Below are 23898 nucleotides of genomic sequence, written 5' to 3'. Positions count from 1 at the left end.
TTTAAGGAGATTTCTTATGGAGGCTTACCGTGTTAACGATTGATCGGCTGTCGCTACAGCTACCGTTATATGTCTCCTGGTGGAAGCGTGAATGGGCCACATGCCTGAATGAATTTTCGCTTACGCTTGGCTCTGGGGAGGTACATGCCGTGGTGGGCGCCTCCGGCGCCGGAAAAAGTCTCTTGGCCTATGCGATTATGGGCCTACTACCCTCATCTGCGCGTTTGAATGGGCAGCTTGCCTACCAAGGAACACCGCTCGACGAAGCTCGCCAACGCCAGCTTCGCGGTCGGGAGCTGGCGCTTATTCCTCAGTCGCTTAACGCATTAGACCCACTGGCGCGCACCCAGCGCCAAGTGGCCTGGGCGGCCCAGCGGGCCGGACAATCGTCACGTCACGCTCGACACTCCGCTCAACAAGCCTTAGACCACTACCAGCTAGATGCTCGCGCCCAGCAGGCTTACGCCCACGAGCTATCCGGCGGCATGGCCCGCCGCGTGCTGACGGCCATGGCCCATGTCAGCCAGGCACAACTGGTGATTGCCGATGAGCCCACCGTGGGCCTTGACCCTCTTCAGCGCCAGCGTGTTTTGGATGCGCTGCGCGGACTGGCCGACCAAGGAAAAACGGTGATATTAATTACCCACGACCTGCGCCACGCCCTGCCGATTGCTGATCGCGTTACCATTATGCGCGACGGCCAGCAGGTTGAAACGGCCCCGGCCGGCGCCTTTCACGGCAGCGGCGCTTCGCTTGCCAATGCTTATGCCAAGGCATTGTGGTTAGCACTGCCCGACAATGACTTTTCGAGCCACGCGGCATGCCAAACACAACAGACGGAACAGGAGGCCACCGTTGCTTGAAGCGCGCCAGCTCAACTTTCATTTCTCACCCGATGCGCCTTTGTTTGATTCCGTTTCACTCAGGCTGAACACGGGCCAGTGGGTAGGATTGAGCGGTGACTCAGGGGCAGGCAAATCGACGTTGGGAAAACTACTGGCAGGCTACTTAACTCCGTTTGAAGGAGAGGTAAGCTTAGATGGTAAGGCCCTGCCGAAAAGCGATGTACAGCCCGTTCAATGGCTGCCGCAATCGCCGGAGCTGGCGGTTAATCCCCGATGGCGAGTCGGCAAGATTTTACGCGAAGCGTGGACGCCTACTGAAACGCAGTGCCAGGCGTTTGGCGTGCAGCCAAGCTGGCTATCTCGCTTTCCACAATCGTTATCAGGGGGAGAGCTACAGCGCGTATGTGTATTGCGCGCCCTTGCACCAGAGGTACGCTTTCTAATCGCCGATGAAATCTCAACGATGCTCGACCCCATCACTCAACTTGAACTGTGGCAGGCGCTAAAACAGGAGGCGGAACAACGCCAGCTTGGCGTGCTGGTGATTAGCCACGACAGCGCACTACTGGAACGGCTTTGCCCACAGCGCTTGCACCTAAGCGGTGGTCAATTGAACCCATGGTAGTTGATGACAGTTAGCTAACCGCTTGGCGACGTTCAAAGCGCCAGAGGCCGAAAGCGATCATTAGCGTAATGCTTAGCAGTAGCCACGAACCAATACTCACCCCAGCCCAGCCGGCCCAGCGCCAGAACGGCTCCAGCCAGAAGCCGCCCAAACTGGCCCCCACGTAGTAGAACACCAGATAGAGCGCCGAGGCGCTGCCCCGAGCGCCCTGGGCATAACGCCCTACCCAACTGGAAGCCAATGAGTGCGTCAGGAAAAAGCCGAAGGCATTGACGGTTAAGCCGACAATAATCAACACTAGCGACTCTGATAAGGTGATGGCCGTGCCCAGCATTAAAATCAGCACCCCCATCATCATGCATGCCGCTGGCGACAAACGCCCTGCTAACCGCCCGGAAATCATCGAGCCAAAAGTACCGCCTAGATAGGTTAAGAAAATCAGCCCCAAACCGCTGGCCGCCAGTTGATAGGGGGCCGCCGCTAACCGGAAAGTGATGTAACTGTATTGGTTGATAAAGATCAGGAAATTAATGCCACCCAAGCAGTACGCGGCAAGCAGCACCGGGTTGCGCAGATGACTGACTAAATCGCTTGCCGCTTTACGCAGCTCAAAGCGCTGGGGAGTAAAGGCGCGACTATTGGGCAACAATCGCCAAAAGACGATGCAGCCGATTAGCGTCATGATACCTACCGCTAAAAATGCCGCGGTGGGGCCTCCTATTTCGGCAGCGGCCCCACCGACAATACGCCCACTGATCCCGCCGAGCGAATTCGCGCCAATATAGAGCCCTACTGCACTTAATAGCGCTGGCTTCTCAAACTCATCGCCCATCCAGGCGATCGCCACTGCTGGCAACCCACCCAACACGAAGCCCTGCACCAGTCGAAGCAGTAACAAGCTTTCAAAGGTGGGCGCGAAGGCCAAAGCAATGGAGCAGCCCCCTGCCAGCAGCAAGGTTATACGCATGATACCTTCGCGACCGATGGCATCCGAAAGGGGACCGAATACCAGCAGTGCCAAGGCGAGAGAGAGGGTCGATACGGACATGAGCAGGCTGACGCCCAGGGTCGAGACATCGTACGTCTCCTTTAACCCAGGCAACAGCGGCTGCGGTGCATAGAGATTAATAAAAACAAGAAATGAGCCGAGGCAAAGCGCCAAGGTGGCGCGCCACCAGGCGCGCGTTTTGGCTTCAATCATGCCGTTCCTAACTAAAAAGTGAGAGGCCTGACGGCTAGAAAGCACTTCCGCTTAGCTGGGCCAAATGCGTTGGCTCCAGGGCACGACGCGCCTGCCAGTAGTAACGTCGCCAGTAACTATTATCCAAGCTGGAAATAATCACCCCTTTCGAGGTCGAGGCATGCAGAAAATAGCCATTACCGACATAAATGCCGACATGGTTATATCGACCTGGAGGGCTGAAGAACACCAGATCGCCCGCCTGCAGCTCTTGGCGGTCGATCGGGCGTCCCTCGTGTATTTGCCCCCCAGTGGAGCGTGGTAACTCTAAATTAAAGGTGTCACGGTAAACATTGCGAACCAGGGCCGAGCAGTCAATCCCTCTTTCTGTCGTGCCGCCAATCCGGTAAGGCGTTCCTGCCCAGCGCTGATGCTGGGCCAGCAGCGCCTCTCGCACCACTGTTGGCGGCGGGACTTGCATACTGCGCAATTGCGCATCGATGGGATCGACCGGCGACATTTGCGGATTCGCCCCCATGCCCGGCAACGACATAGAGAAGTAGTTCTCAGGGGCCTGCATATTGCTCTGTCGAGAGGAACCTGCGCAGCCAGCCACCAATGTAACTATAAAACAAACACTTACAACACGAACAGCGGTCACAGCGGGGCGTGGCAACGCAACCATGCGATAAACCTCGTGACATTGATAAGGGGTCGGTATGACAAAACTCATTTTTCCACGCATGACTATAAGCTAGTTATCCTATGCTTGGCGAGCCTCAATGTAAGGTGCGCTGATCACCAGGCAATGTATCTATGTGCAGCGGCGCAAAATGGCGCGGTTTATTCCCCGGAAAATCGAGACTGACCCACGGCCCGGCCAAGACCGGTGCGCCACATACCCAGGCCACCAGGGCCTGACGAAAACCGGCTAAAAAACTCTCTCGCTCTGGGGTTTCGCCCATAAAAAACGAGAAGCCAGCGTACATGCCCATGGCATACTCTTGCCACCCGGCGTAGTGATCCGCCGCCAGCTGATAAGCGCGATCCAATACGCTGGCAAACGCAGTGCTATCAAGCCAACCAAGCTGCCGTGCGGCAATCGCCAGATCGACCAGTTGGGCAATATCCCAGGCCGCCATATCGACTTCATTACAGCCATCTTCGTTGTCACGTACCCGACGTAAACGTAGCAGATGGTGGCGCTCGTCTTCAGCGCAATCGCCAGATTCTAGAATGGCGATTTCAGCGCTTAAACGTTCGGTATTGAGGGTGTAAGGAGCGTAGTTAATCTGATACTCCTGGCGATCCCCCGCCTCGAGCATATAGGTCAAAAATTCCTGCATATCCCCAGCGCTGCTCAAGTGATAATGGCTCTCTACCCACTCGCGGATTTCAGCGCACTCACGGGCGCTTTCTGGCTGTGGTTCACTCCATACGGCACTGTTTAAAGGCCCGACCAGGGACATGGCGGTGAAGTGACTTAAGGTGGGACGGCTGCCCGGCTCACACCAGGGGTCGTGGCGCCAATCGAGCCAGTGGAACAGGCTGCCGGGGTCTTCGATATGCCAAATAATTTCGTTAATTAGCGATGCATGCTCGGGCTCGGGCAGGCAGCTCTCCCACGCAAACCAGGCGTCTAACAAGCGCTTGGCATTGGGGTAAAAGCGACACAGGCAGCTGCGCAGCGCGCTGGCATACTCCATCAATGGCCCGCGATCCAATAAGCCGCTATCAAGGGACATATGCAGATAGAAGGCGAACTTCTCGGCCATATGGATAGTCGCCGCGTGGCGGCTCACTCCCTTGACGGCATTACGCTGCTTAAGCTCTTCCGGGGTCGGCTGGCCGAACCAGCTTTGCGAGGGTGGCAAAACGCCATGCACCGCGTCGGCTGCCAGTTGATTAAGATGATGCGCCTGAGCGGGTAGCCAGTAGCGCGCCAGTGCGTGAGCACCTTCATCGGTGTGCAGGCCCAACGACTCCTGCAAATAGAGCGCCGCATCGGCACGCTGCTCTTCCGGTAGCGCAGCTGACGGGTCTATCTGGCGCAGCATCACATCCGGTTCACGCACGCTGGCCAGCGCCAGCAGCCAGTGGTGGGGTGTATTACGCCATTGACGAATGCGCGCTTGAGAGGCCTTCCGCGTGGGCTCATCCAACAGTTCCCCCGGTGAACGTTTCCAGGGGCTATAAGCGCTGTGCAGCAGTAGCTGATGCCGCTCGCTGGGTGTTTTGCCTCGCCGGTCAATGCCATCAAACAAACTCTGCCCCCGCCCGTAGGCGTTCAGCACGGCGTACCAGTCATGGTAGCGGCGGCTGATCAAATCAGCAGCGTGCCCCGCCAAGTCATCGGCTTCCTCTTGGCTAAGCCAGCCACAGCAGGCGCCCGCCCAGGCAAGCTCGACAAGCCGCAGCCAATCCCAGGCGGCCCACTCCAGCGGCTCACCCTGGCTAACAAATTTATTCAATACGGGCGCATAGGGCGACTCTTCTACTACGCTACGCTGCCACTCCATACGCTGGGCGGTGTCCATGCTCAATAGCTCACGGGCTTCGATATCCCAGCGCTGGCGCTCGCCCTGAGCACCTAACCAAAGCATAGCGCCTAGCAGCGCATCACGGTCATGGACATCCCACACGTGGGCCAGCCACTCAGCGGCGTCGGGCCAGTCGGTTTGGCTTGCAGGGTAGACGATGATCGGCCGAAACAGCGCGCATAGTCGCCAGCTCTGAGCCGCTGGCTGTTGCGGCCATAGGGAAGCAGGGGCAGGCAGTTTCGTCAGGGCATGTTCAAGTGCTTCCCATGTAACGCCTTCGCCATCGGTTTCGAGATTGGCCAGCGCCTGGCAGGCATCGATAAAGCGGTCATCAGCGCCGCCTTCCCAACCTCTTACGCCCAGGGCGCGACGCAGATCGGCGAGCCATGCGCGCAGATCGCTGTAATCGCGGGTAATACGCCGCGTTAAATGGTGCGCCCAGGCGCGTGACTGATCTGCTTCTAACCAGCCCGCCGCGCCAGCAAGCGCAGCCCACTCGAGCGCGCCCAATAGCCGATCGGCACGACCTGCAGGGGCGCCCAGTCCGTGGAACAGTTGCTCGGCCAGCTCCCCCCGATCGGTAATTCCCAGTTGCAGCAAACGCTGCTCAGCAGCACCTGCATCGACCGCCAGCGGATGAGGGGTAAACGCCCAATCACACAGCACTAGCTGTTGGGCCCACCAGGCATTTAACGCGTCGATCAAGAAGCACCTCGAAAAAAACACAGTGGCACCGACAAAGCGCCGGAATAAAGCCGCCCAGTGTAACGGAAGTGGCGCGAAACACCGATAGCATCCGTATAAAACGACACCGCCCGGCACAAGGCCGGGCGGTCGTCAAACGGGTAACAGCCAAATCGCTACGCTTTTTTAACCTTACTAATCACCCATAAGAGCACCACGGCACCTACGATTGCCGTCACCAGCGAACCGATAAAGCCACCTGAAGAGAGTCCTAAAAGGCTGAACAAAAAACCGCCAATAACGGCACCCACGATACCGACACCAATATTACCCAGGATGCCGAAACCGCCACCGCGCATGATGTTGCCAGCAATCCAACCAGCCAAACCACCAATGATTAACCATGCAATAAAGCCCATATAGTCTCCTTACTATCTTAAGTACTGGTTCAAATACCAATTCAGTTACGGGATTTAGCTACGTACGTTAGTACGTGTTTTACCACCGATCATGCTTGTTCTACCATAGCACACAGCGTTACTGTTCGGCGCCTATTGGTGTAGATGCTTGGCAACTCTTAAAGGAAAATTCATGATCCCCGACTCGCTCAAACAACTGCTTAAAAGCACAGATGGTCAACAAACGGCCAACTGGGAAGGCCGCGATGTGGTGCTTTTCAATATGCCGTGGGGTGAGTTGGCGATCAGCTTGCAAGGCGCGCAGGTGCTTCATTTCAGTCCTCAAGGCGACACCGACTGGCTATGGCTGACACCAACCCCTCAAGCGCTACCAGGGGCTATCCGCGGTGGTATCCCACTGTGCTGGCCGTGGTTTGCCGACGAGCGCTATGCCGATGAAAGCCCCAACCGTGACGGCCCTTTTCATGGCCTTGCCCGTCACGCTGCCTGGCGCTTAGACGCAGTCGATGAGCATGCCGAAGGGATTGAAGTTCATCTCTCTCCCGAACAGCGCCTGCATACACAGCTCACCGCACGTTTAGTGGTGCAAGCCAATGCACAGCGGCTTAACGTTGAGTTGATCAGCGAAAACATCGGCGAGACGCCCGTTAAAACCAGTGGCGCACTGCACACCTACCTTGCCGTTGCCGATATTCATCAGTGCCGCCTGGAAGGTCTTTCCGGCGCTCGTTATCTCGACAAACTGCGCGACTTTGCGGAAAGTGAACAGCAGGGTACGCTGGCTGTTCAAGGTGCCGTTGACCGCATTTACCATACCAATGAAGCCGTACTGCTCAACGATGGCGAGCGCAGCCTGCGCATCGGCAAGCAGTCCAGCGACTCTACTGTGGTGTGGCATCCCAACAACGACCTTCCTGGCGATACACCCGCTGAAGCGGCACGCCACTTTATTTGCGTTGAAGCCGCCAATACGCGCCTAGACCCGGTTTGGCTGGTGCCCGGTGCTCAACACCTATTAGGCACCACCCTAAGCCGCGGTTAACCTTCGGTTCATCAATATTTTGCTATCATGCGCTCACTTTCATTTGAGCTAGGGAGATCCGATGGATCCGCAGCAATGGCTAGAGGCCGCTACGCTAGCCTTTAATTTAATCGGCATGGTGGTGTGTTTAGTGGGTCTTACCTTGGCGCAGAAAATGACTCGCCGCTGGCCGGGCTACACGCTGGCGGGGGTCGGCTTTTTGATTGCCACCCTACCGATGCTTTCACAGCTACTATTAATGTTTCGCCAGTAATGGTCATGCAGCCCTGCTTGTTTTAAAGAGAGCCAGGACCGCGTTAAGTTGGCAAGAGCCATAAAGGGATCGAAAGGATGCGTCAGCCGTTAAGTCGCGAACTGAGCAATTTGTTAGAGCGGGGCCGGGATCGCCAGTTGCGCTTAGCGGTAACGGGCCTCTCGCAAGCAGGCAAAACCGCTTTTTTGACCTCGCTGGTCAATCAACTGCGCCATGCCGGCGTAGAAGCACGTCTCGATTTACTGCCCGCTGCCCGCGAAGGCCGCCTGCTAGGCGCCCAGCGGCTCAATCAGCCCGACTTAGGCGTGCCACGTTTCCCTTATGACCCCGGCATGGCCGCCCTGCGCGATACGCCACCGCGCTGGCCGGAGCCCACACGCGGGATCAGTGAACTGCGCTTGCAACTGCGTTACCGCCCTGCCCGCAGCGGCTGGCTAACCCCTGAAATTGCCCACCTTACCCTGGATCTATTCGACTACCCCGGCGAGTGGTTGCTCGACTTACCGCTGTTGCAGCATGACTTTTACAGCTGGAGCAAAGCCCAGGCCATGTACGCAGGTGAACAACGCCGCGGTCTTTTCAGTGAGTGGCTGGCAGCGGTGGAACAACTCGACCCTGCAAGCGAGGCGGATGAGGCTCAGCTCGCCGCTCTGGCCGAGGAGTACGCCCAGGGCCTGCGCCGCGCCAAAAAGGCCGGTTTCTCCGACCTGCAGCCGGGGCGTTTTTTGCTGCCGGGCGAGCTGGAAGGGGCGCCTGTGCTGCAGTTTTTCCCGCTACCGCAGCTTAATTCAACTCAACTTGATACCTCCAGAGAAGCGCTGGAAGCACTGCCCGCCAATAGCCTTTACGCTACCCTGGCGGCTCGCTTTCGCTACTACCAGCAGCAGGTGGTGAAACCCTTTTATCGCGATCACTTCCGCCGCTTTGACCGCCAGATTGTGCTGGTGGATGTGCTTGGCGCGCTGAATGCCGGGCCTGAACGGTTTGAAGATCTTTCCCGCGCCCTGCGCCAGTTAATGCACAGCTTCGACTACGGCAAGCGCAGCCTGCTCACGCGCCTGTTCGCGCCTAAAATTGACCGGCTGGCAATTGCGGCCACCAAGGCCGACCATGTCACTCCCGACCAACACGGCCACGTGGTGCAGTTGCTAGAGGCCTTGCTGGCAGAACCATTGAAAGACCTGCGCTTTGCCAATGTCCCGGTCAAAGCGTTTTCTCTGGCCTCCATTCGTGCCACCGAAGCCCGCGAAGTCACCCACGAAGGTAAGCGCTCACCAGCTCTACGCGGCACGACTCTGGAGGGGGAAGACGTCCTGGTTTACCCCGGCGATGTGCCCGCCCGACTGCCCACTGCCGATTTTTGGCAGCAGCAGGGCTTCGACTTTCCCGGCTTTCGCCCGATGCAAACCACTTCGGAAGCGCTGGATCATATTCGCATGGACGCCGCCATCGATTGGCTGATTGGAGACAAACTGACATGACCACCCCACAGCCACGGCGCCACTTTACGCTAGATGACACGCCCGAAGAGGCTGCCGAAGCGGCTTCGAATTTGCGCCAACGTGAAGCCTTTGCTGGCACCAGCGAGCATCATCCCTTGGCGCCCCTTCCAGAAGATAAAGCCTTACCTGCTGCCAGTTTAGGGGCGCCGCGTAAACGCCGCTGGGGGCTGCTATTCGCCCTGGTGGGTGGTGCCGGACTCGGCACGGCAGAACTGGTCACCGGCATTCCCGACGCCTTGGCTCAGTCCCAGTGGCTCGCCATTGCCTGGCAGCTATTCGGGATCAGCCTGATTGGCCTGGGCGGTATTTCACTGCTCAAAGAGTTGGGACGTTTACGGCGCCTAAAGCGCCACGACAAACTGCGCAGCGACTTGGCTGAGCTGCCGCTGCGCTCCCCGAAACAGGCCCGAGCCATGGCCGAGCAGTTGAGGCGCCAGCTTAAACTTGCCGATGACGATCCGCACTGGCTGGGGTTTCAACGCGCCAGCCAGCCTCACCATAGCGGGGAAGAGATCCAAACGCTGCTGCGCTACCACCTGCTGGCACCTCGCGACCGTGAAGCCCAGCGCTTGGTTACCCGCATGTCAGGAGAAACCGCGATTATGGTGGCGATCAGTCCGCTAACGCTGGTAGATATGGCGCTGGTGGCCTGGCGGAGTTTGGCGATGGTAGACAGGCTCTGCCGTCTGTATGGCCTTGAGCTGGGCTACGCCAGCCGCCTGCGGCTGTTTCGTAACGTGCTGCACAACATGGCGTTTGCCGGTGCCAGCGAACTGGCCACCGACGCCAGTATGGATATGCTCTCGCTGGATTTAGCCAGCCGCCTCTCCGCCCGTGCCGGTCAGGGCCTGGCCACCGGGCTTCTAAGCGCAAGGCTGGGATTGCGTGCCCAGCGCCTCTGCCGACCAGTACCTTTTACCCCCGAGGAGCAACCCAAGATCGCCGACCTGCGCCAAGACCTTTGGCGGCAGATCAAGCGGCTGGATAAAGAAACGGTTCCGCAGAGCCGCCAATGAAGCAACCGACGACAAGCCTGTATTCGGTCATAAAATGGGATTCAACGCTATTTATCCTCATGATGGATGTTTAACATAGCATCCTCCAGTGAGGAGACGTAGTTTATGAACAATCCCAACAATCCTGAGTCGCCTTCTGAAACGAGCGACATGCAAACCGACTATGTCGTCGGGCAGGATAATATCAAGGGGCAGTTTGGCCCCATCGGTTTCGACATCCACAACCGCGTGTTTGTGGTATCCGCGATTGCTTCGGCCATTTTCATCGTCCTCACCCTGCTGTTTCCAGAGCGAGCGGAAAGCGTTTTCCAGTCCATTGTCGCCTTCTCTACGGGAACGCTGGACTGGTATTTCATGATCCTGGTCGATTTCTTTATTCTGTTCTGCTTAGCGCTGGTGGTTCTGCCTTATGGCTCAGTCAGGCTGGGCGGGGCCGATGCCCGACCGGATCACAGCTACCTCTCCTGGTTCGCTATGCTGTTCACCGCGGGCATCGGCATCGGCCTGTTGTTCTTCGGCGTGCTCGAGCCGGTTTACCACGCCAATGTCTCGCTGCCCTTGGGCGTCGAGTCCCCGTTTGGTGCTGACGGTGAGCTAAATCCAGCGGCGATTGCTGACGCCAGTGCCTTAGGGCTTGCCGGCACCTATCTCCACTGGGGTATTCATGGCTGGGCGGTGTATATCGTCATGGCACTGGCGCTGGGCCTGTTTACCTATAACAAGGGCCTACCCTTCTCGATTCGCTCGGCGTTCTTTCCCATCCTTGGTGAGCGTGTCTGGGGCTGGTGGGGCCATGTAATCGATATCCTGGCGGTGTTTTCCACCCTCTTCGGGCTGGCAACGTCCCTCGGGCTCGGCGCCCAGCAGGCCAATGCGGGGATGAACTTTGTCTTCGGCCTGGAAGTAAGCACCTTAACCCAGGTCATCGTCATCATTCTGGTAACGGCGGTGGCGCTGGTGTCGGTTTGGCGCGGTCTTGAGGGCGGTTTGAAGAAGCTCTCCGAGATCAACATGATCCTGGCCGTTCTGTTCTTCTTTTTCGTACTCTTCGCTGGTCCCACGCTTTTGGCGCTAAGCGGCTTCTGGTCGGGGCTTACTACCTATGTGACGGACTTTATTCCTCTCTCCGCACCCTTTGGCCGTGAAGACGATGCCTACCGCCAGTCCTGGACGATTTTCTACTGGGCGTGGTGGATTAGCTGGGCACCTTTCGTGGGGATGTTTATTGCTCGTGTTTCCCGGGGGCGCACGGTGCGTGAGTTTATCCTCTGCGTTTTGCTCGTTCCCAGTATGTTTATCTTTATCTGGATGGGCGTCTTTGGCTCGACCGCCCTTGAACAGCTCTACGCTGACCCGGCGGGCAGCCTGGTGAAAGAGTATGTCATCGACAACTACAGACCCGAGCTTTCGCTGTTCGGCATGCTGAACGAGCTACCGTTGACGGGCCTGATGTCGACCCTGGGTATCGTCCTGGCGCTGATCTTCTTTGTCACCTCCTCGGATTCCGGCTCTCTGGTCATCGATACCATCACCGCCGGTGGTAAAATCGACGCTCCGCGGCCACAGCGTATGTTCTGGGCGGTCATTGAGGGCCTGATCGCGATTGTGCTGCTTATCGGTGGTGGTCTGACCGCGCTTCAGGCTGGGGTCACCGCCACCGCTATTCCGTTCTCGATTGTGATGTTGCTATTGTGCTACTCGATTATCAAGGCGCTCAATGGCGAGTTGCGGCTTATCCGAAAGTGATACCTGCAGCTAAAACCTTTAGGCAACTGTAAAAAAGGCCCTCTGCTGGTTTCAGCAGAGGGCCTTACTATTTCACAACAGGTTTGAACCACGTCGTTTACGCAATACGCTGCTCGGTTTTGGCATCGAATAAAATCGCTCGCCCCATATCTATCCTTAGCGCCAGTCGCTCTCCTGCCACCACGGCGCATTTAGGCCCAACACGGGCAGTCACTTCCTGTTCGCCCAGCGGCAAACGCAGCAGGATATCCGCCCCGGTAGGCTCTACCACCGCCACATTGGCACTCAATAGTGTTCCCTCGGCTTGGGACGTTAACCGCTCGTCCTCTTCGCTGAAGTGCTCCGGCCGCAGCCCCAGGATGACCGGCTGATTAAGCCGTTCAGCCATGTCTGCGTCGATACGCGCTTCCGGCCAGGGCAGAACCAAGTCAGCCTCTTCCGGCGTGGCAATGCGCAGTTGATACCCGCCGTTGTCATCCTCCAGCGTGGCGCGAATGAAGTTCATCGATGGCGAGCCCATAAAGCCTGCTACGAACATATCCACCGGGTTGTTGTAAACCTCGTCCGGCGTGCCGAGCTGCAGGATATGCCCGTCGCGCATCACTGCAATGCAGTCCGCCAGGGTCATGGCTTCGACCTGGTCATGGGTGACGTACACAATGGTGGTGCCCAGACGCTGGTGGAGCTTTTTGATCTCGGTGCGCATATCCACGCGCAGCTTGGCATCCAGATTAGAGAGCGGCTCGTCAAACAGGTAGACCTTGGGCTCCCGAGCAAGCGCCCGCCCCATGGCTACCCGCTGACGCTGGCCGCCGGAGAGCTGCGCAGGCTTGCGTTCCAGCAGGTGGGTAATTTGCAGTAAGTCGGCTACCCGCTCCACGGCTGCTTCCCGCTCGGGTTTGGGCACCTTGCGCATCTCAAGCCCGAAGCTGATGTTCTGGCGTACGGTCATGCTGGGGTAAAGCGCGTAGGACTGAAACACCATGGCGATGTCCCGATCCGCCGGAGTGCGCCAGGTTACGTCTTCACCATCGATATAAATATTGCCAGAGGTCACCGGTTCAAGCCCGGCAATGGCATTCATCAGCGTGGACTTACCGCAGCCTGACGGCCCGACCAGAATCAAAAACTCACCGGAATCGATGGAGATGCTGACGTCTTTGAGCACCCGCTCGCTGCCAAACTCTTTGCGCACGTTGTGGATTTCTAACGCTGCCATAATGAAAATCCTATTATAAGACTGCTGACAAAGCTGTTAGCCCGATCAGAACAACCCTTCGCGGGGGCGCTGTAAATCCCTCCCTGGACGCTACTTTTTCCATCTGACCGCCACGGATGGCGGAAATGCCGGAATTGTTGGGAACATTTTCCGGCCCTGGAAAAAGACCCCCGCTACGGGTTGATCTGACCTTGCCAAGACGATCTTTAGAAAGTTGTCATCAATCTGATTGTTATTAGCCTTTAACCGAACCCGCAGTCAGCCCGCGCACGAAGTATTTTCCCGCCAACACGTACACCACCAGGGTGGGCAGCGCGGCAATCATTGCCGCCGCCATATCCACGTTGTACTCGCGAACGCCGGTGGAGGTATTCACTAGGTTGTTAAGCGCCACGGTAACGGGCTGGGTGTTATGGGCCGAGAACGCCACGCCAAACAGGAAGTCGTTCCAGATTTGAGTGAACTGCCAAATTACCGAGACAACGATAATGGGTGCGGAAACCGGCAGTAGAATGCGCCAGAAGATGCGGAAAAAGCCCGCGCCATCCAACTTCGCCGCCGATACCAACTCATTAGGGATACCCACGTAGAAGTTGCGGAAAAACAGCGTGGTGAAAGCAATGCCAAAGACCACGTGGACCAGGATCAACCCGGCGCGAGAGCTGGAGATACCCAGCCAGCCGAGGGTTTGCGCCATAGGCAACAGCACCACCTGGAAGGGAATAAAACAGCCAAAAAGCATTAGTGCGAAGACTAATTCAGAGCCTTTGAAGCGCCATTTGGTTAGCGCGTAGCCGTTAAGGGCGCCAATAGTGGTTGAGATCAGCACCGCTGGAATCACGATCGCAAAGGAGTTCCAGAAGTAGCCACCGACACCCTCGCAGCGCATGCCGGTGCAGGCTTCACCCCAGGCTTTCGTCCATGGCGCGAGGGTGGGATTTTGCGGAAACGAGAGCAGCGACCCGGCGCTGATTTCGCTCAGTGGCTTCACTGACGTCATCAACATGACCACCAGCGGTAGAATATAGAACAGCGCAGCGAGTATCAGCACGCCATAGAGCAGGCCACGGCCCAGCCGCGCAGCGGGCGTCTGACGACGAATCACATTAGCCATGCTTGCGGCTCCTTAGTTCGGAGTAGAGGTAAGGAATCAAAATCGCCAGTACGCCGCCCAACATCAGCATGGCGCTGGCCGAGCCCAAACCTATCTGCGCCCGGGTAAAGGCGTGAGCGTACATAAAGGTGGCGGGCAAATCGGTGGCGTAACCAGGCCCACCGCCGGTGAGTGCGACGACCAGGTCAAAGCTCTTAATCGCAATATGCGCCAAGATCATCACCGCACTGAACACCACTGGGCGCAGGCACGGCATCACCACGCGCAGATAAATCCGCGGCAGGCTAGCGCCATCTAGTTGTGCGGCCTTGATAATACTGTCGTCGATACCCCGCAGCCCGGCTAAAAACAGCGCCATCACAAAGCCTGACGCCTGCCATACGGCGGCAATCACCAGGGTATAAATCGCCATATCCGGATCGACAATCCAGTCAAAGCGAAATGACTCAAAGCCCCAGCCTTGAACCATCGCTTGTATGCCCAACTGCGGGTTAAGCAGCCACTTCCACACCACCCCAGTAACGATAAACGACAGCGCCATGGGATAGAGGTAGATCGTGCGCAGCGCACCCTCTTGGCGAATTTTCTGATCAAGCAGAATGGCCAGCAGCGAGCCAATCACCAGACAAATCAACACGAACAGCACGCCAAAAATCATCAGGTTGGTCGAGGCTACCCACCAGCGCTCATTATCCATCAGGCGTGAATACTGGCCAAAGCCGACAAAGTCGTAGCTGGGCAGCATGCGCGAGCTGGTCAACGAGAGCACGAACGTCCACAGCATGAAGCCGTAAACAAAGAACAGCGAAATCGCCACCGACGGTGCCAGCACCAAGCGCGGCAGCCACGCCTGCAAACCACCGGATGGCGTCGACCGCTTAGCGCCAGCCCCTAAAGGCGTCGCAGAGGTATTTTTCATGGGGAGGGAATCTCTCATTGAGAAGTATCCTTGCCAAGCAGCATAATGTTCTTACTAAGCAAAATAGTGTTCTTGCTAAGCAGAATAGACGCCGCCGTTGCGGCGGCGCCTTGAGAACGCAAGTACTAGAAAATCCTAGAAAGAGGCCGCTTCGGCGGCGCTCACCATACGTTCTGCCGCTTCTTCAGCAGGCATATCGGCGTCGTTGAAGTAGTTGGTAACCACATCAAAAATGGCACCCTGTACATCCGCACGCACGGCCATACCGTGAGCCATACTGGGCACTAGGCCACCCTCTTCCGCGGTGCGCTGGAAATCAGCCAACGACTGCTGGGCGCAGCTATCGAATTCGCTCATGTCCAGATCAGGCCGCGCCGGAATCGAGCCTTTGGCAAGGTTAAACGCTTCCTGGAAAGTAGGCTCAAGCACCAGACGCGCTAACGCTTGCTGCGCTTCGCGCTCCTCGTCGTCGGTGACCCGGAACATGGCCAGGCTATCGATATTGAAGGTGAACGCATCTTCGGTGCCCGGCGCTGCTGCACAGAGGTAATCTTCCCCGGCGGTCAGCCCTGCCGCGGTGAACTCACCTTTCGCCCAATCGCCCATCAGCTGAAAGCCTGCCACTCCATCGATCACCATGGCAGTGGCAATGTTCCAGTCGCGCCCGGGCATGCCCTCATCCATCAGCTCACGGGTACGCTTGAAATCCTCAAGGGCATCGATCATCTGTTCGCCGCCCAGGGCTTCAGGGTCTAGTTCTACCAATGCCTGCTGATAAAACTCGCTACCCTGACCACCTAACAGTACGCTTTCGAAGACCGTAGCGTCCTGCCAGGATTGGCCGCCATGAGCCAGCGGTACGAAGCCCGCTTCTCGGATAGCCTCACCTGCCTCGAATAGCTCATCTAGCGTGGTAGGCATCTCTACCCCTGCCGCTTCGAGCACTTCGGGGTTGGCCCACAACCAGTTTACCCGGTGTACGTTGACGGGTACCGCCACGTATTGACCATCATGGCGCATGATATCGGCCACGACTTCCGGCAGCAGCTCATCCCAGCCTTCCGCCTCGGCAACGCCGTTCAGGTCACCGAGCAAACCAAGCTCACCCCACTCCTGAATTTCGGGGCCTTTGATTTGGGCGGCAGAGGGTGGGTTGCCCGACATGGCACGAGATTTAAGCACCGTCATGACGGTTTCACCGCCGCCACCAGCCACGGCAAAGTCCTGCCAGCCGTAGCCTTCAGCTTCCATTAACTCTTTAAGCACGTTGGCAGCGCGAGCTTCACCACCGGACGTCCACCAGTGCAGCACTTCGACTTCATTGGCCTGGGCGGTACTGGCGAGCGAGGCTCCTGCCAGAGCAAGCACGAGGGTTGTCTTCTTAAACGTCGACATGGAGTCACTCCTTATATTGTTATTGTCCTCTCGGACGTGCGATATCCAAGAGGTTACGCCAAGGTGTGCGTCAACGGGAGTTACCGAGTACTGCATAGTGTTGGGGTTTTATTACAAACCTGTAATAGTTTCCTGGCGGGGTAGCGAGAGAGTCACCACCAGCCCACCATCAGCATGGTTGGCGAGCGTGATATCGCCGCCATGGGCACGGGCAATATGCCGGGCAATGCCCAACCCGAGGCCACTACCACCAGTATGTCGGCTGCGTGAGGGTTCTAAGCGCACAAAGGGCGAAAACACCCGCCCCAGCTGCTCTTCGGGTATACCTGGGCCGTGGTCACGAATACGCATGGTGACAACATTGCCGTGATCGATTAGCTGCACATCGGCCTGCTTTCCATAGAACACCGCGTTCTCAAGCAGGTTTGCCAGGCAGCGCTTAAGCGCCAGCGGTTTGGCAATCAGCGGTGGAATAGGGTTACCGCTTTTAGTCTCGATAGTGACCTTACCGCCTTGAAGGCTAAGCTCCTCGGCCAGCTCTTCGACCATGTTCGTTAGATCAACGGGCGCGGGCTCTTCGTGCAGATCCAAGCCTTTCACTGAGGCCAAGGCGCCTTTAACTAAGCTATCCAGTTCATCCAGTGAGGCGCAAAAACGCTCGCGCTGATAGTCGTCTTCGAGCATTTCAGCGCGCAGGCGCATGCGGGTTAAGGGGGTCTTTAAATCATGGGAAATCGCCGAAAACAGCCGTTCTCGCTCCTCAATCTGCTCGCGAATACGCCGCTGCATACGATTGAACGCCGCGGCGGTGGCGGCCACTTCTTTGGGGCCGCTCTCCCGTAGTGGCGGCATGTCCAAGTCATCGCCCAACTGATTCGCTGCCCGTGAAAGCCGCGCCAGTGGCCGGGTCACGCTGGTAATTCCTAACAGCGAAAGCGCCAGCACACTCAGCAGCACCAGTAACCCGACCAGCAAACGCTCCTCAGAAAGCCAGCGATAGCCGCTGAAAATATCGGGTACGCCTAGCAGCGTGGCGACATACAGCCAGGTGCCTGGGGCAAGCTCCAGTTGAACCACTAAAATCGGTGGGGAGAGTGGCTCCATCAGCAGGCTGTGCTGCCCCCAGCGGGGCGGCAGGTCGTAAAGCAGCACTTCGTTATTAAGCACCCGCAGGTTTTCCGGGCGGGAGAACTCGACAATCACATCGTCGATATTGAGCTGCTGGGTGAGCACTGAGCGCACATTATTCACCACCACCTGTTTTTCCGGCCCCGAGCCGATATCGTCAATGGTCAGCCTGCGTTCGTTGACGCTGACAAAAAAGCGCGTGCCGCCCATATTACGCAGCTGATCCAGCACGATGTGGCGGTAGTCAACGGGCAGTGAGCGGAAAAACTTCATGGTGGAGGCGATGCTAAACGCCATATTGGTGGACAGCTCATCCAACTGAGCCAAGTGGCTGGAGCGCACCTGAGAAGTCCAGATCGCGTAACTGGCCCCTTGGGCGACCAGCACTCCGGCGATCATGATGATCACGAAGCGCCCGCGCAGCGACGCCGGCAGCCAGCGGGCTACTCGTCTGGATAAACGCCGCCTGGTCTCGGCCCAGCCCACTTGTTTCACGTTAATGCATCGACCTGAGCGGTTAACACATAGCCTGCCCCGCGCACCGTTCGAATTAACTGCGAGTGCTGAGCATCTTCCCCCAGCCGTTGGCGCAGGCGGCAAACGTGGACATCAATGGAGCGATCAAGCGGCGGCGCGTCCCGCCCACGGGTAAGCGCGTAGAGATCATCCCGAGTGAGCACCTTCGCCGGATGCTCTAAAAACACCTGCAATAGCTGAAAATCAGCCCCAGACAGCGCGGCGCGCTCGCCCTCCAGGTCAATCAGCTCGCGAGTCATACGGTCGAGTTGCCAATTGCCGAAAGTGACCCAGCGCGCCTGCCCGGCGGGCAACGCTGGCGGAGCACAGCGGGTACGTCGCAGTACCGCTTTGATGCGCGCCAGTAGTTCGCGGGGGTTAAACGGCTTGCCCAAGTAGTCATCCGCACCCAGTTCAAGACCAAGGATGCGGTCGGTCTCATCGGCGCTGGCGGTCAACATGATAATCGGCACGTCGCTGTGCTTGCGGACGTCGCGGCAGATGGTAAAGCCGTCGTCACCGGGGAGCATTAAATCGACTATCAGCAAGTCGGGGGTATGTTCAGCACGCAGCGAATGCAGCGCTTGGGCACCATCCGCCTTAAATACCCGGTAACCGTGCCGCCCCAGGTAATCCGCGAGCAGCTCACAAATTTCCGGGTCATCGTCGACCACAATCAAAGTAGCAGGGGTTGTCGTCATCGTAGCGGTTGTCGCCCTACACTGTTGTCGTTATGGGGCCTTGATGATGGTGGAGTGGGTAAGGAGTAGCAATACCGCTACGACCAAGGTTGCATTAGTTTTTAAACAGCGGAGATTATAGCCCAAAGCGCTTTTTCAACCACTCGGCAACGGCAGCTTCACCATGATGGCCGATACGCTCGGCGCCTTTTATACGGTCGAATAGATCAAGGTGGGCGTTGGCCATTACCTGGGCTTCCCCGGCTAACACAAGCATTTCGGTGTCGTTGAGATTGTCACCAAATGCTATGCATTCGGCTGCCGTTAATTCTAAACGCTCAAGCAGTGAGGCTAACGCGACGCCTTTGTTAACGCCGCCCGCCATGATCTCCAGGGAATCAATCGTCGAGTAGGTGATATGCAGCGCATCGCCATGGGCCTTATGAGCCTGTTCTTCCAGCTGTTTCAGCGCCTCAGGGTCGCCTAGATAGAGCACTTTGCCAACACCGTTAATGTCCATCTGATCAGGCGGCACGACGTCATAACCAAACCCGGTAGAGGCGTGAAGAGATAATAGATGCGGGGCTTCCGCATCAATATGCCAGCCGCTTTCGCGGTAGAGGTTCAAGCGCACCTGAGGCGGGCGCGGGAGATTAATCAGCGTTTGTGCATGCTCAGGGTCGACATGGGTAGCGGCCAGTAAGGTGCCTTTCGGGTCGTGCACATAGGCGCCGTTGGTACTGATCAAGTGTGCTGGTATATCCAACTGATCGCGAAACACCTTCATATCGTGATAGTGGCGCCCCGAAGCAAGCGCGACATGGTGGCCTTGCTTCACCAGCGCCCGCAGCACTTCAACCGTGCTTTTGTGCAGGGTGTGGTCGCTTCCTAAAAGAGTGCCATCAAGGTCAGAAACAATCAGGCGGGGTGTCATAGCGCGCTCCATATGCATGGGCGTTTAGCTTAACCGATTCTTTTGAGCGCATGTAAGCCTTTGACGCGCCGTTACCAACGCTAACATTAGGGCCGACTTCGCGTAGCAGCAATTGGCGTGGCAAGCGGGAACCCGTATAGTGGCACCCTAACTCTCGCCAACTGATTGAGCTCATGCTTCAGAATAACGCCATGCTTGCCCAGCTCAAGCAACAGATTCGTCAAACCACCCCCCGTGCTGAAGGGGTGATCAAAGCCACCGACAAAGGTTTCGGTTTTCTCGAAACCGACGACGGTGAATCCTATTTCGTGCCACCGCCCGCCATGAAACTCGTGATTCACGGGGATCGCGTGGAAGCGGTTATCCACGAGAACGGTGACAAAAAATCCGTTGAGCCCGAAAAGCTGATTGAAGCGGGGCTGGATCGGTTTGTTTCCCGCGTGCAGAAACGCGAAGGCCGTCTGGCCGTGGTGCCCGACCATCCGTCGATTAAAAATGTTATCAAGGCGCGGATTAAGAACAACCTTGATGAAGCGAGCATTGCTGACGGCGACTGGGTCGTTGCCCGCTTGGTACGCCATCCGCTAAAAGCCGATGACCGCGCTTTCTTTGCCCAGATTGATGAGCTGGTCGCTAAAAGCGATGATCCGGCAGTGCCGTGGCGCGTCACACTTGCCCGCCATGCGCTGGAGCAAGAGTGCCCCGATGCGGGTACCGATTGGCCGCTGATGGATGAAGGCCTGACTCGCGAAGACTTAACCGCCACACCCTTCTTCACCATCGATGGTGAGAAGACCCGCGATATGGACGATGCGCTGCACGTCGCACCTCGCGCTGAAGGCGGCTGGCAGTTGAGTGTCGCGATTGCCGACCCCACTGCTTATGTGGAAGAGGGCCATGCGGCTGACTTAGAGGCCCGCACCCGTGCCTTTACCGTTTATCTGCCTGGCCAGAACGTCACTATGCTGCCAGAGCAGCTAGCGGATGATCTCTGCTCGCTGTGGGAAGATAAAGAGCGCCCCGCGCTGGCTTGTACGCTGGATATCAATGCCGACGGCAGCCTGGGCGAGTATCGCTTTTTTGCGGCGAACGTTAAATCCCACGCCAAGCTCGTTTACGACAATGTCTCCGACTGGATCGAAGGCCAAGGCGATTGGGCGCCCGCAGGTGAGATTGCCGAGCAGCTCACCGCGCTGCGTGATTTGACCGAGGCGCGTACCGCTTGGCGCAACGAACACGCGTTGGTGTTTAAAGACCGCCCTGACTACGTGTTTGATCTCGATCCCGCTGGCAACGTATTGGCGGTGCGCACTGAAGAGCGCCGCATTGCCAACCGCATGATCGAAGAGTCGATGATTGTGGCGAATGCCTGCTGCGCGGACTTCCTGGCCCAGCATATCGGCCACGGTATCTTTAACGTGCATCGCGCGTTCGAGCCCGAGAAAGCCGAAGCTGCCCAGGAATTCCTGGCAGGCCAGGAGATTGTGGTCGAACGCGAAGCGCTGACTGAGCTTGCCCGCTACACCGAGCTGAAGCGTGCACTGGAAAGCCGCGACGACGCTTGGCTGGATGCGCGCCTGCGCCGCTTCCAGGGCTTCACCATGATGTCTGCACAGCCCGGTCCGCACTTTGGCCTCGGCCTGGCTGCCTACGCGACCTGGACCTCGCCGATTCGTAAGTATGGCGATATGGTCAATCACCGCCTGATCAAGCGCGTACTGAAAGGCGAACAGGCGCCCGCCGAAGCCACACAGCAGCTCACCGAGCAGCTGACGGAGCGCCGCCGCCTGAACCGTATGGCCGAACGCGATGTGAAAGATTGGCTCTACGTGCGCTACCTAACACCCGCTGCGCAGAACCAGGATACGTTTGAGGCCGAAATCATGGCCATCAACCGTGGCGGTATGCGCGTTCGTCTGCTGGAAAATGGCGCGACCGCCTTTGTTCCCGCCCCTTTAATGCACAGTGACCGCAGCAAAGTGGTGATTGATGATAAAGAGGGACGTATCCAGATCGAAGGCGAAGAGCGCTACAAGCTTGGCGACCCGCTTCGCGTCATCTTGACCGAAGCCCGCGAAGAGACCCGCTCGCTGGTAGCTAAACCCGCTGCATAAACTGTATTTGTTTACTCGCAGTAAACAACAACGGCGCCCTAGGGCGCCGTTGTTGTTTCTATCGTTCTGGCGGTATTTTGATTAGCTTTGTGGATTCACTTCCTAGTGGAATACGCACACGCATTAGCTGATTAAAACGCCGCCTGTGTGGCTCTCGAAGGTAAAGCTATGGCACGCGTGTGTGCTGATAGCTGGTTCAGCTTAGCATCATCAATTTGAAACGCCGCTACCAGCTCGCGAAGCCGCCCAGCCTGTTCCTCCAGAGAAAATGCTGCGGTCGTCGACTGTTGAACCAACGCACTATTTTGCTGAGTTGTTGAGTCCATTTCAGTGATCGCTGTATTAATCTGCTCGATACCACTACTTTGCTCTCGCGTAGCAGAGGACACCTCAGCCATAAGCAGGGCAAGACGTTGGATCATCGTTTCCGTTTCTCCTATGGTCGTTGCTCCTCGCTCCGCTTGATCAGAACACAGCTTTATTTTTTTGCGCGTATCATCCAGCATTCCACGAATTTCGCTGGCTGACGCGGCACTGCGGCTTGCCAGCGAACGAACTTCGGTAGCCACTACCGCAAACCCGCGACCTTTCTCACCAGCACGCGCCGCCTCAACGGAGGCGTTCAGGGCCAAAATATTGGTTTGAAAGGCAATCGCATCAATGGCTTCGACGATTTTGTTCATACTGAGTGAGGCCGCCGCCACTTCACGCATCAACTCCACGCTGTGTGCAACTTCTTCACCACCACTGTGCATCTGCTGTGACGAAGCATGGGCCAGCGTATCAGCCTCTTTGGTTGAATCGCTGTTCTGGCGAACCGTTGCTGTCATCTCTTCCATGCTTGAAGCCGTTTCCTGCAAGGCCGCTGCCTGCTGCTCAGTGCGAGCGGCGAGCTCCTGACCACCTTGGGCAATCTCATTGGCGCCGTGCAAGACATTTTCGCTTGAGTCACGTAGCGAGGCGACCAGCGTCGTAAGCTCTTTGCTCATATGAGCCATAGAACTCAATAGCTGTGCCGTTTCATCACGTCCGGTGAATACAATATCGTGGCGTAAATCTCCTTCTGCTACACGCTGGGCGACCTCAACGGCTCTTCGCAACGGCAGTACGATACTGCGCGTTATGGTAATAGCCAACGCCGCGGCCATTAACAGCGCCACCCCAGCAAAAATACAAAGTTGCCAAATAGCTAAACGATACTCGGCATCTATTGCCTCATTAGCAACACTTACTCCCGCATCAGCCACTAGGCTAATTTCATCAGCCAATTCCTCAAGCTGGTAGATGCTATCTTTATGCTCTCCGAAAGCTAGATTGGCTTGAGAGGTTTCGGTAATATCGCCCTGTTCAATTTGACGATAGACCGACATAAATCCTTCTTCATACCCCTGTAGTGCGCTATCTGCCTGTTGGTACAGCGCATTGAGGCTATCTTTATCGGCAATTTGGCTTCCCGCTTGGAAGGAAGCCTGAATTTCATCGATAGTCGCCACCCAACGCTGCTGATAGTCCGCTACCCGCTCGGGACTGTTGATGTTGATAAAAATATCCTTTTCAAAGCGTCGGGCTTGCAGCGAAAGGCGCTGAATTTCCGCTGCATTGCTTGCTAGCGCTACATCCGTATCCAAGGTTTTTTGGGCAGTATTCTTCGTAAAGGTGATACCCATGATCCCAGCTATTAAAGTGCCCAAAAGAAATAGCGAGACCAAGCCAAAAGCCATTGCGAGCCGTGTACCGATCTTGAACCGTGAAAGCATGGCAACTTCCTAATAAGTAAGAGAGGTGTAGTTATCGGCACAAACTATATGGACTTTAGTTCTATAAATAGAATATTTATTACTAATTGAAATACTTGATTAAGATGCGTCAGCAATAACGATGACAAGAAAGCGCGGTAAATCTTTTTACAAGCACTCCCTACGCACTTAGATACTACCGCTACAAAGCAGTCTCGATGTGTGCAAAGAACGCAGCTTCTTCTTAGTGGCTAACAATAAAAGACAAAGGCGCCCCAAAGGCGCCTTTGT

General features: G+C 56.9%; 20 protein-coding genes. 8 read left to right on the top strand and 12 right to left on the bottom strand.

Features of this window, described 5'->3' with window-relative positions:
* Positions 1-29 precede the first annotated feature (29 nt).
* The gene (locus Q3Y66_RS05670; protein ID WP_008958531.1) at positions 30-863 is read left to right on the top strand and encodes an ATP-binding cassette domain-containing protein; all 834 of its coding nucleotides are present in this window, start codon (positions 30-32) and stop codon (positions 861-863) included.
* Positions 856-1470 (top strand): ABC transporter ATP-binding protein, encoded by a 615-nt coding sequence (locus Q3Y66_RS05665; RefSeq protein ID WP_008958532.1) that lies wholly within the window; start codon positions 856-858, stop codon positions 1468-1470. Before Q3Y66_RS05670 ends, Q3Y66_RS05665 begins: the two co-directional genes overlap by 8 nt.
* Positions 1471-1480: 10 nt before the next feature.
* On the opposite strand, the gene Q3Y66_RS05660 is transcribed toward Q3Y66_RS05665, so the two are convergent.
* From Q3Y66_RS05660 to Q3Y66_RS05645, 4 genes are all read right to left on the bottom strand, one after another.
* The gene (locus Q3Y66_RS05660; protein ID WP_008958533.1) at positions 1481-2671 is read right to left on the bottom strand and encodes an MFS transporter; all 1191 of its coding nucleotides are present in this window, start codon (positions 2669-2671) and stop codon (positions 1481-1483) included.
* Positions 2672-2705: 34 nt separating this feature from the next.
* Positions 2706-3230: a C40 family peptidase gene (locus tag Q3Y66_RS05655; protein ID WP_008958534.1), complete on the bottom strand. Its 525-nt coding sequence runs from the start codon at positions 3228-3230 to the stop codon at positions 2706-2708.
* A 199-nt stretch (positions 3231-3429) separates the two neighbouring features.
* Positions 3430-5895, bottom strand: coding sequence for a YbeU/YbeR family protein (locus Q3Y66_RS05650; RefSeq protein WP_008958535.1), 2466 nt, complete (start codon positions 5893-5895; stop codon positions 3430-3432).
* A 155-nt stretch (positions 5896-6050) separates the two neighbouring features.
* Positions 6051-6293: a GlsB/YeaQ/YmgE family stress response membrane protein gene (locus tag Q3Y66_RS05645; protein ID WP_008958536.1), complete on the bottom strand. Its 243-nt coding sequence runs from the start codon at positions 6291-6293 to the stop codon at positions 6051-6053.
* A 172-nt stretch (positions 6294-6465) separates the two neighbouring features.
* Between Q3Y66_RS05645 and Q3Y66_RS05640 the strand changes: the two genes are divergently transcribed.
* From Q3Y66_RS05640 to Q3Y66_RS05620, 5 genes are all read left to right on the top strand, one after another.
* Positions 6466-7335 carry a D-hexose-6-phosphate mutarotase gene (locus Q3Y66_RS05640; RefSeq protein WP_008958537.1) on the top strand — a complete coding sequence of 290 codons (870 nt, stop codon included), beginning with the start codon at positions 6466-6468 and terminating at the stop codon, positions 7333-7335.
* Between the two features lie 61 nt (positions 7336-7396).
* A complete protein-coding gene (locus Q3Y66_RS05635) occupies positions 7397-7588 on the top strand; it encodes a hypothetical protein (RefSeq protein ID WP_008958538.1) in 192 nt (63 codons plus the stop codon).
* Between the two features lie 77 nt (positions 7589-7665).
* On the top strand, positions 7666-9069 hold the full coding sequence (locus Q3Y66_RS05630) for a YcjX family protein (protein WP_008958539.1): 1404 nt from the start codon (positions 7666-7668) through the stop codon (positions 9067-9069).
* On the top strand, positions 9066-10106 hold the full coding sequence (locus Q3Y66_RS05625) for a YcjF family protein (protein ID WP_008958540.1): 1041 nt from the start codon (positions 9066-9068) through the stop codon (positions 10104-10106). The genes Q3Y66_RS05630 and Q3Y66_RS05625 overlap by 4 nt, the downstream gene beginning before the upstream one ends.
* Before the next feature lie 105 nt (positions 10107-10211).
* Entirely contained in the window at positions 10212-11852 is a 1641-nt protein-coding gene (locus Q3Y66_RS05620; protein ID WP_008958541.1) for a BCCT family transporter, read from the top strand.
* Between the two features lie 97 nt (positions 11853-11949).
* Here the strand turns inward: Q3Y66_RS05620 and Q3Y66_RS05615 are convergent, their stop codons facing one another.
* From Q3Y66_RS05615 to Q3Y66_RS05585, 7 genes are all read right to left on the bottom strand, one after another.
* Complete coding sequence (locus Q3Y66_RS05615) at positions 11950-13071, bottom strand: ABC transporter ATP-binding protein (RefSeq protein WP_008958542.1); 1122 nt, start codon at positions 13069-13071, stop codon at positions 11950-11952.
* A gap of 235 nt (positions 13072-13306) precedes the next feature.
* The gene (locus Q3Y66_RS05610) at positions 13307-14185 is read right to left on the bottom strand and encodes a carbohydrate ABC transporter permease (protein ID WP_008958543.1); all 879 of its coding nucleotides are present in this window, start codon (positions 14183-14185) and stop codon (positions 13307-13309) included.
* A complete protein-coding gene (locus Q3Y66_RS05605) occupies positions 14178-15104 on the bottom strand; it encodes a carbohydrate ABC transporter permease (protein WP_008958544.1) in 927 nt (308 codons plus the stop codon). Before Q3Y66_RS05605 ends, Q3Y66_RS05610 begins: the two co-directional genes overlap by 8 nt.
* Before the next feature lie 135 nt (positions 15105-15239).
* Positions 15240-16499 (bottom strand): ABC transporter substrate-binding protein, encoded by a 1260-nt coding sequence (locus tag Q3Y66_RS05600; RefSeq protein WP_008958545.1) that lies wholly within the window; start codon positions 16497-16499, stop codon positions 15240-15242.
* A 111-nt stretch (positions 16500-16610) separates the two neighbouring features.
* Entirely contained in the window at positions 16611-18122 is a 1512-nt protein-coding gene (locus Q3Y66_RS05595; protein WP_008958546.1) for an ATP-binding protein, read from the bottom strand.
* Complete coding sequence (locus Q3Y66_RS05590) at positions 18119-18844, bottom strand: response regulator (RefSeq protein WP_008958547.1); 726 nt, start codon at positions 18842-18844, stop codon at positions 18119-18121. The genes Q3Y66_RS05595 and Q3Y66_RS05590 overlap by 4 nt, the downstream gene beginning before the upstream one ends.
* A 115-nt stretch (positions 18845-18959) precedes the next feature.
* The gene (locus Q3Y66_RS05585) at positions 18960-19757 is read right to left on the bottom strand and encodes a Cof-type HAD-IIB family hydrolase (protein ID WP_008958548.1); all 798 of its coding nucleotides are present in this window, start codon (positions 19755-19757) and stop codon (positions 18960-18962) included.
* A 173-nt stretch (positions 19758-19930) separates the two neighbouring features.
* On the opposite strand from Q3Y66_RS05585, the gene Q3Y66_RS05580 reads away from it, so the two are divergent.
* Positions 19931-21871 carry an exoribonuclease II gene (locus tag Q3Y66_RS05580; protein ID WP_008958549.1) on the top strand — a complete coding sequence of 647 codons (1941 nt, stop codon included), beginning with the start codon at positions 19931-19933 and terminating at the stop codon, positions 21869-21871.
* Positions 21872-22002: 131 nt separating this feature from the next.
* Here Q3Y66_RS05580 and Q3Y66_RS05575 read toward each other — a convergent pair whose 3' ends face one another.
* Entirely contained in the window at positions 22003-23628 is a 1626-nt protein-coding gene (locus Q3Y66_RS05575; RefSeq protein ID WP_008958550.1) for a methyl-accepting chemotaxis protein, read from the bottom strand.
* Positions 23629-23898: the final 270 nt, after the last annotated feature.

The organism is Halomonas sp. HAL1 (assembly GCF_030544485.1).
GTDB lineage: Bacteria > Pseudomonadota > Gammaproteobacteria > Pseudomonadales > Halomonadaceae > Vreelandella > Vreelandella arctica.
Note: the sequence above shows the minus strand (reverse complement) of the source record. Positions and strands in the feature narration are given on the sequence as shown.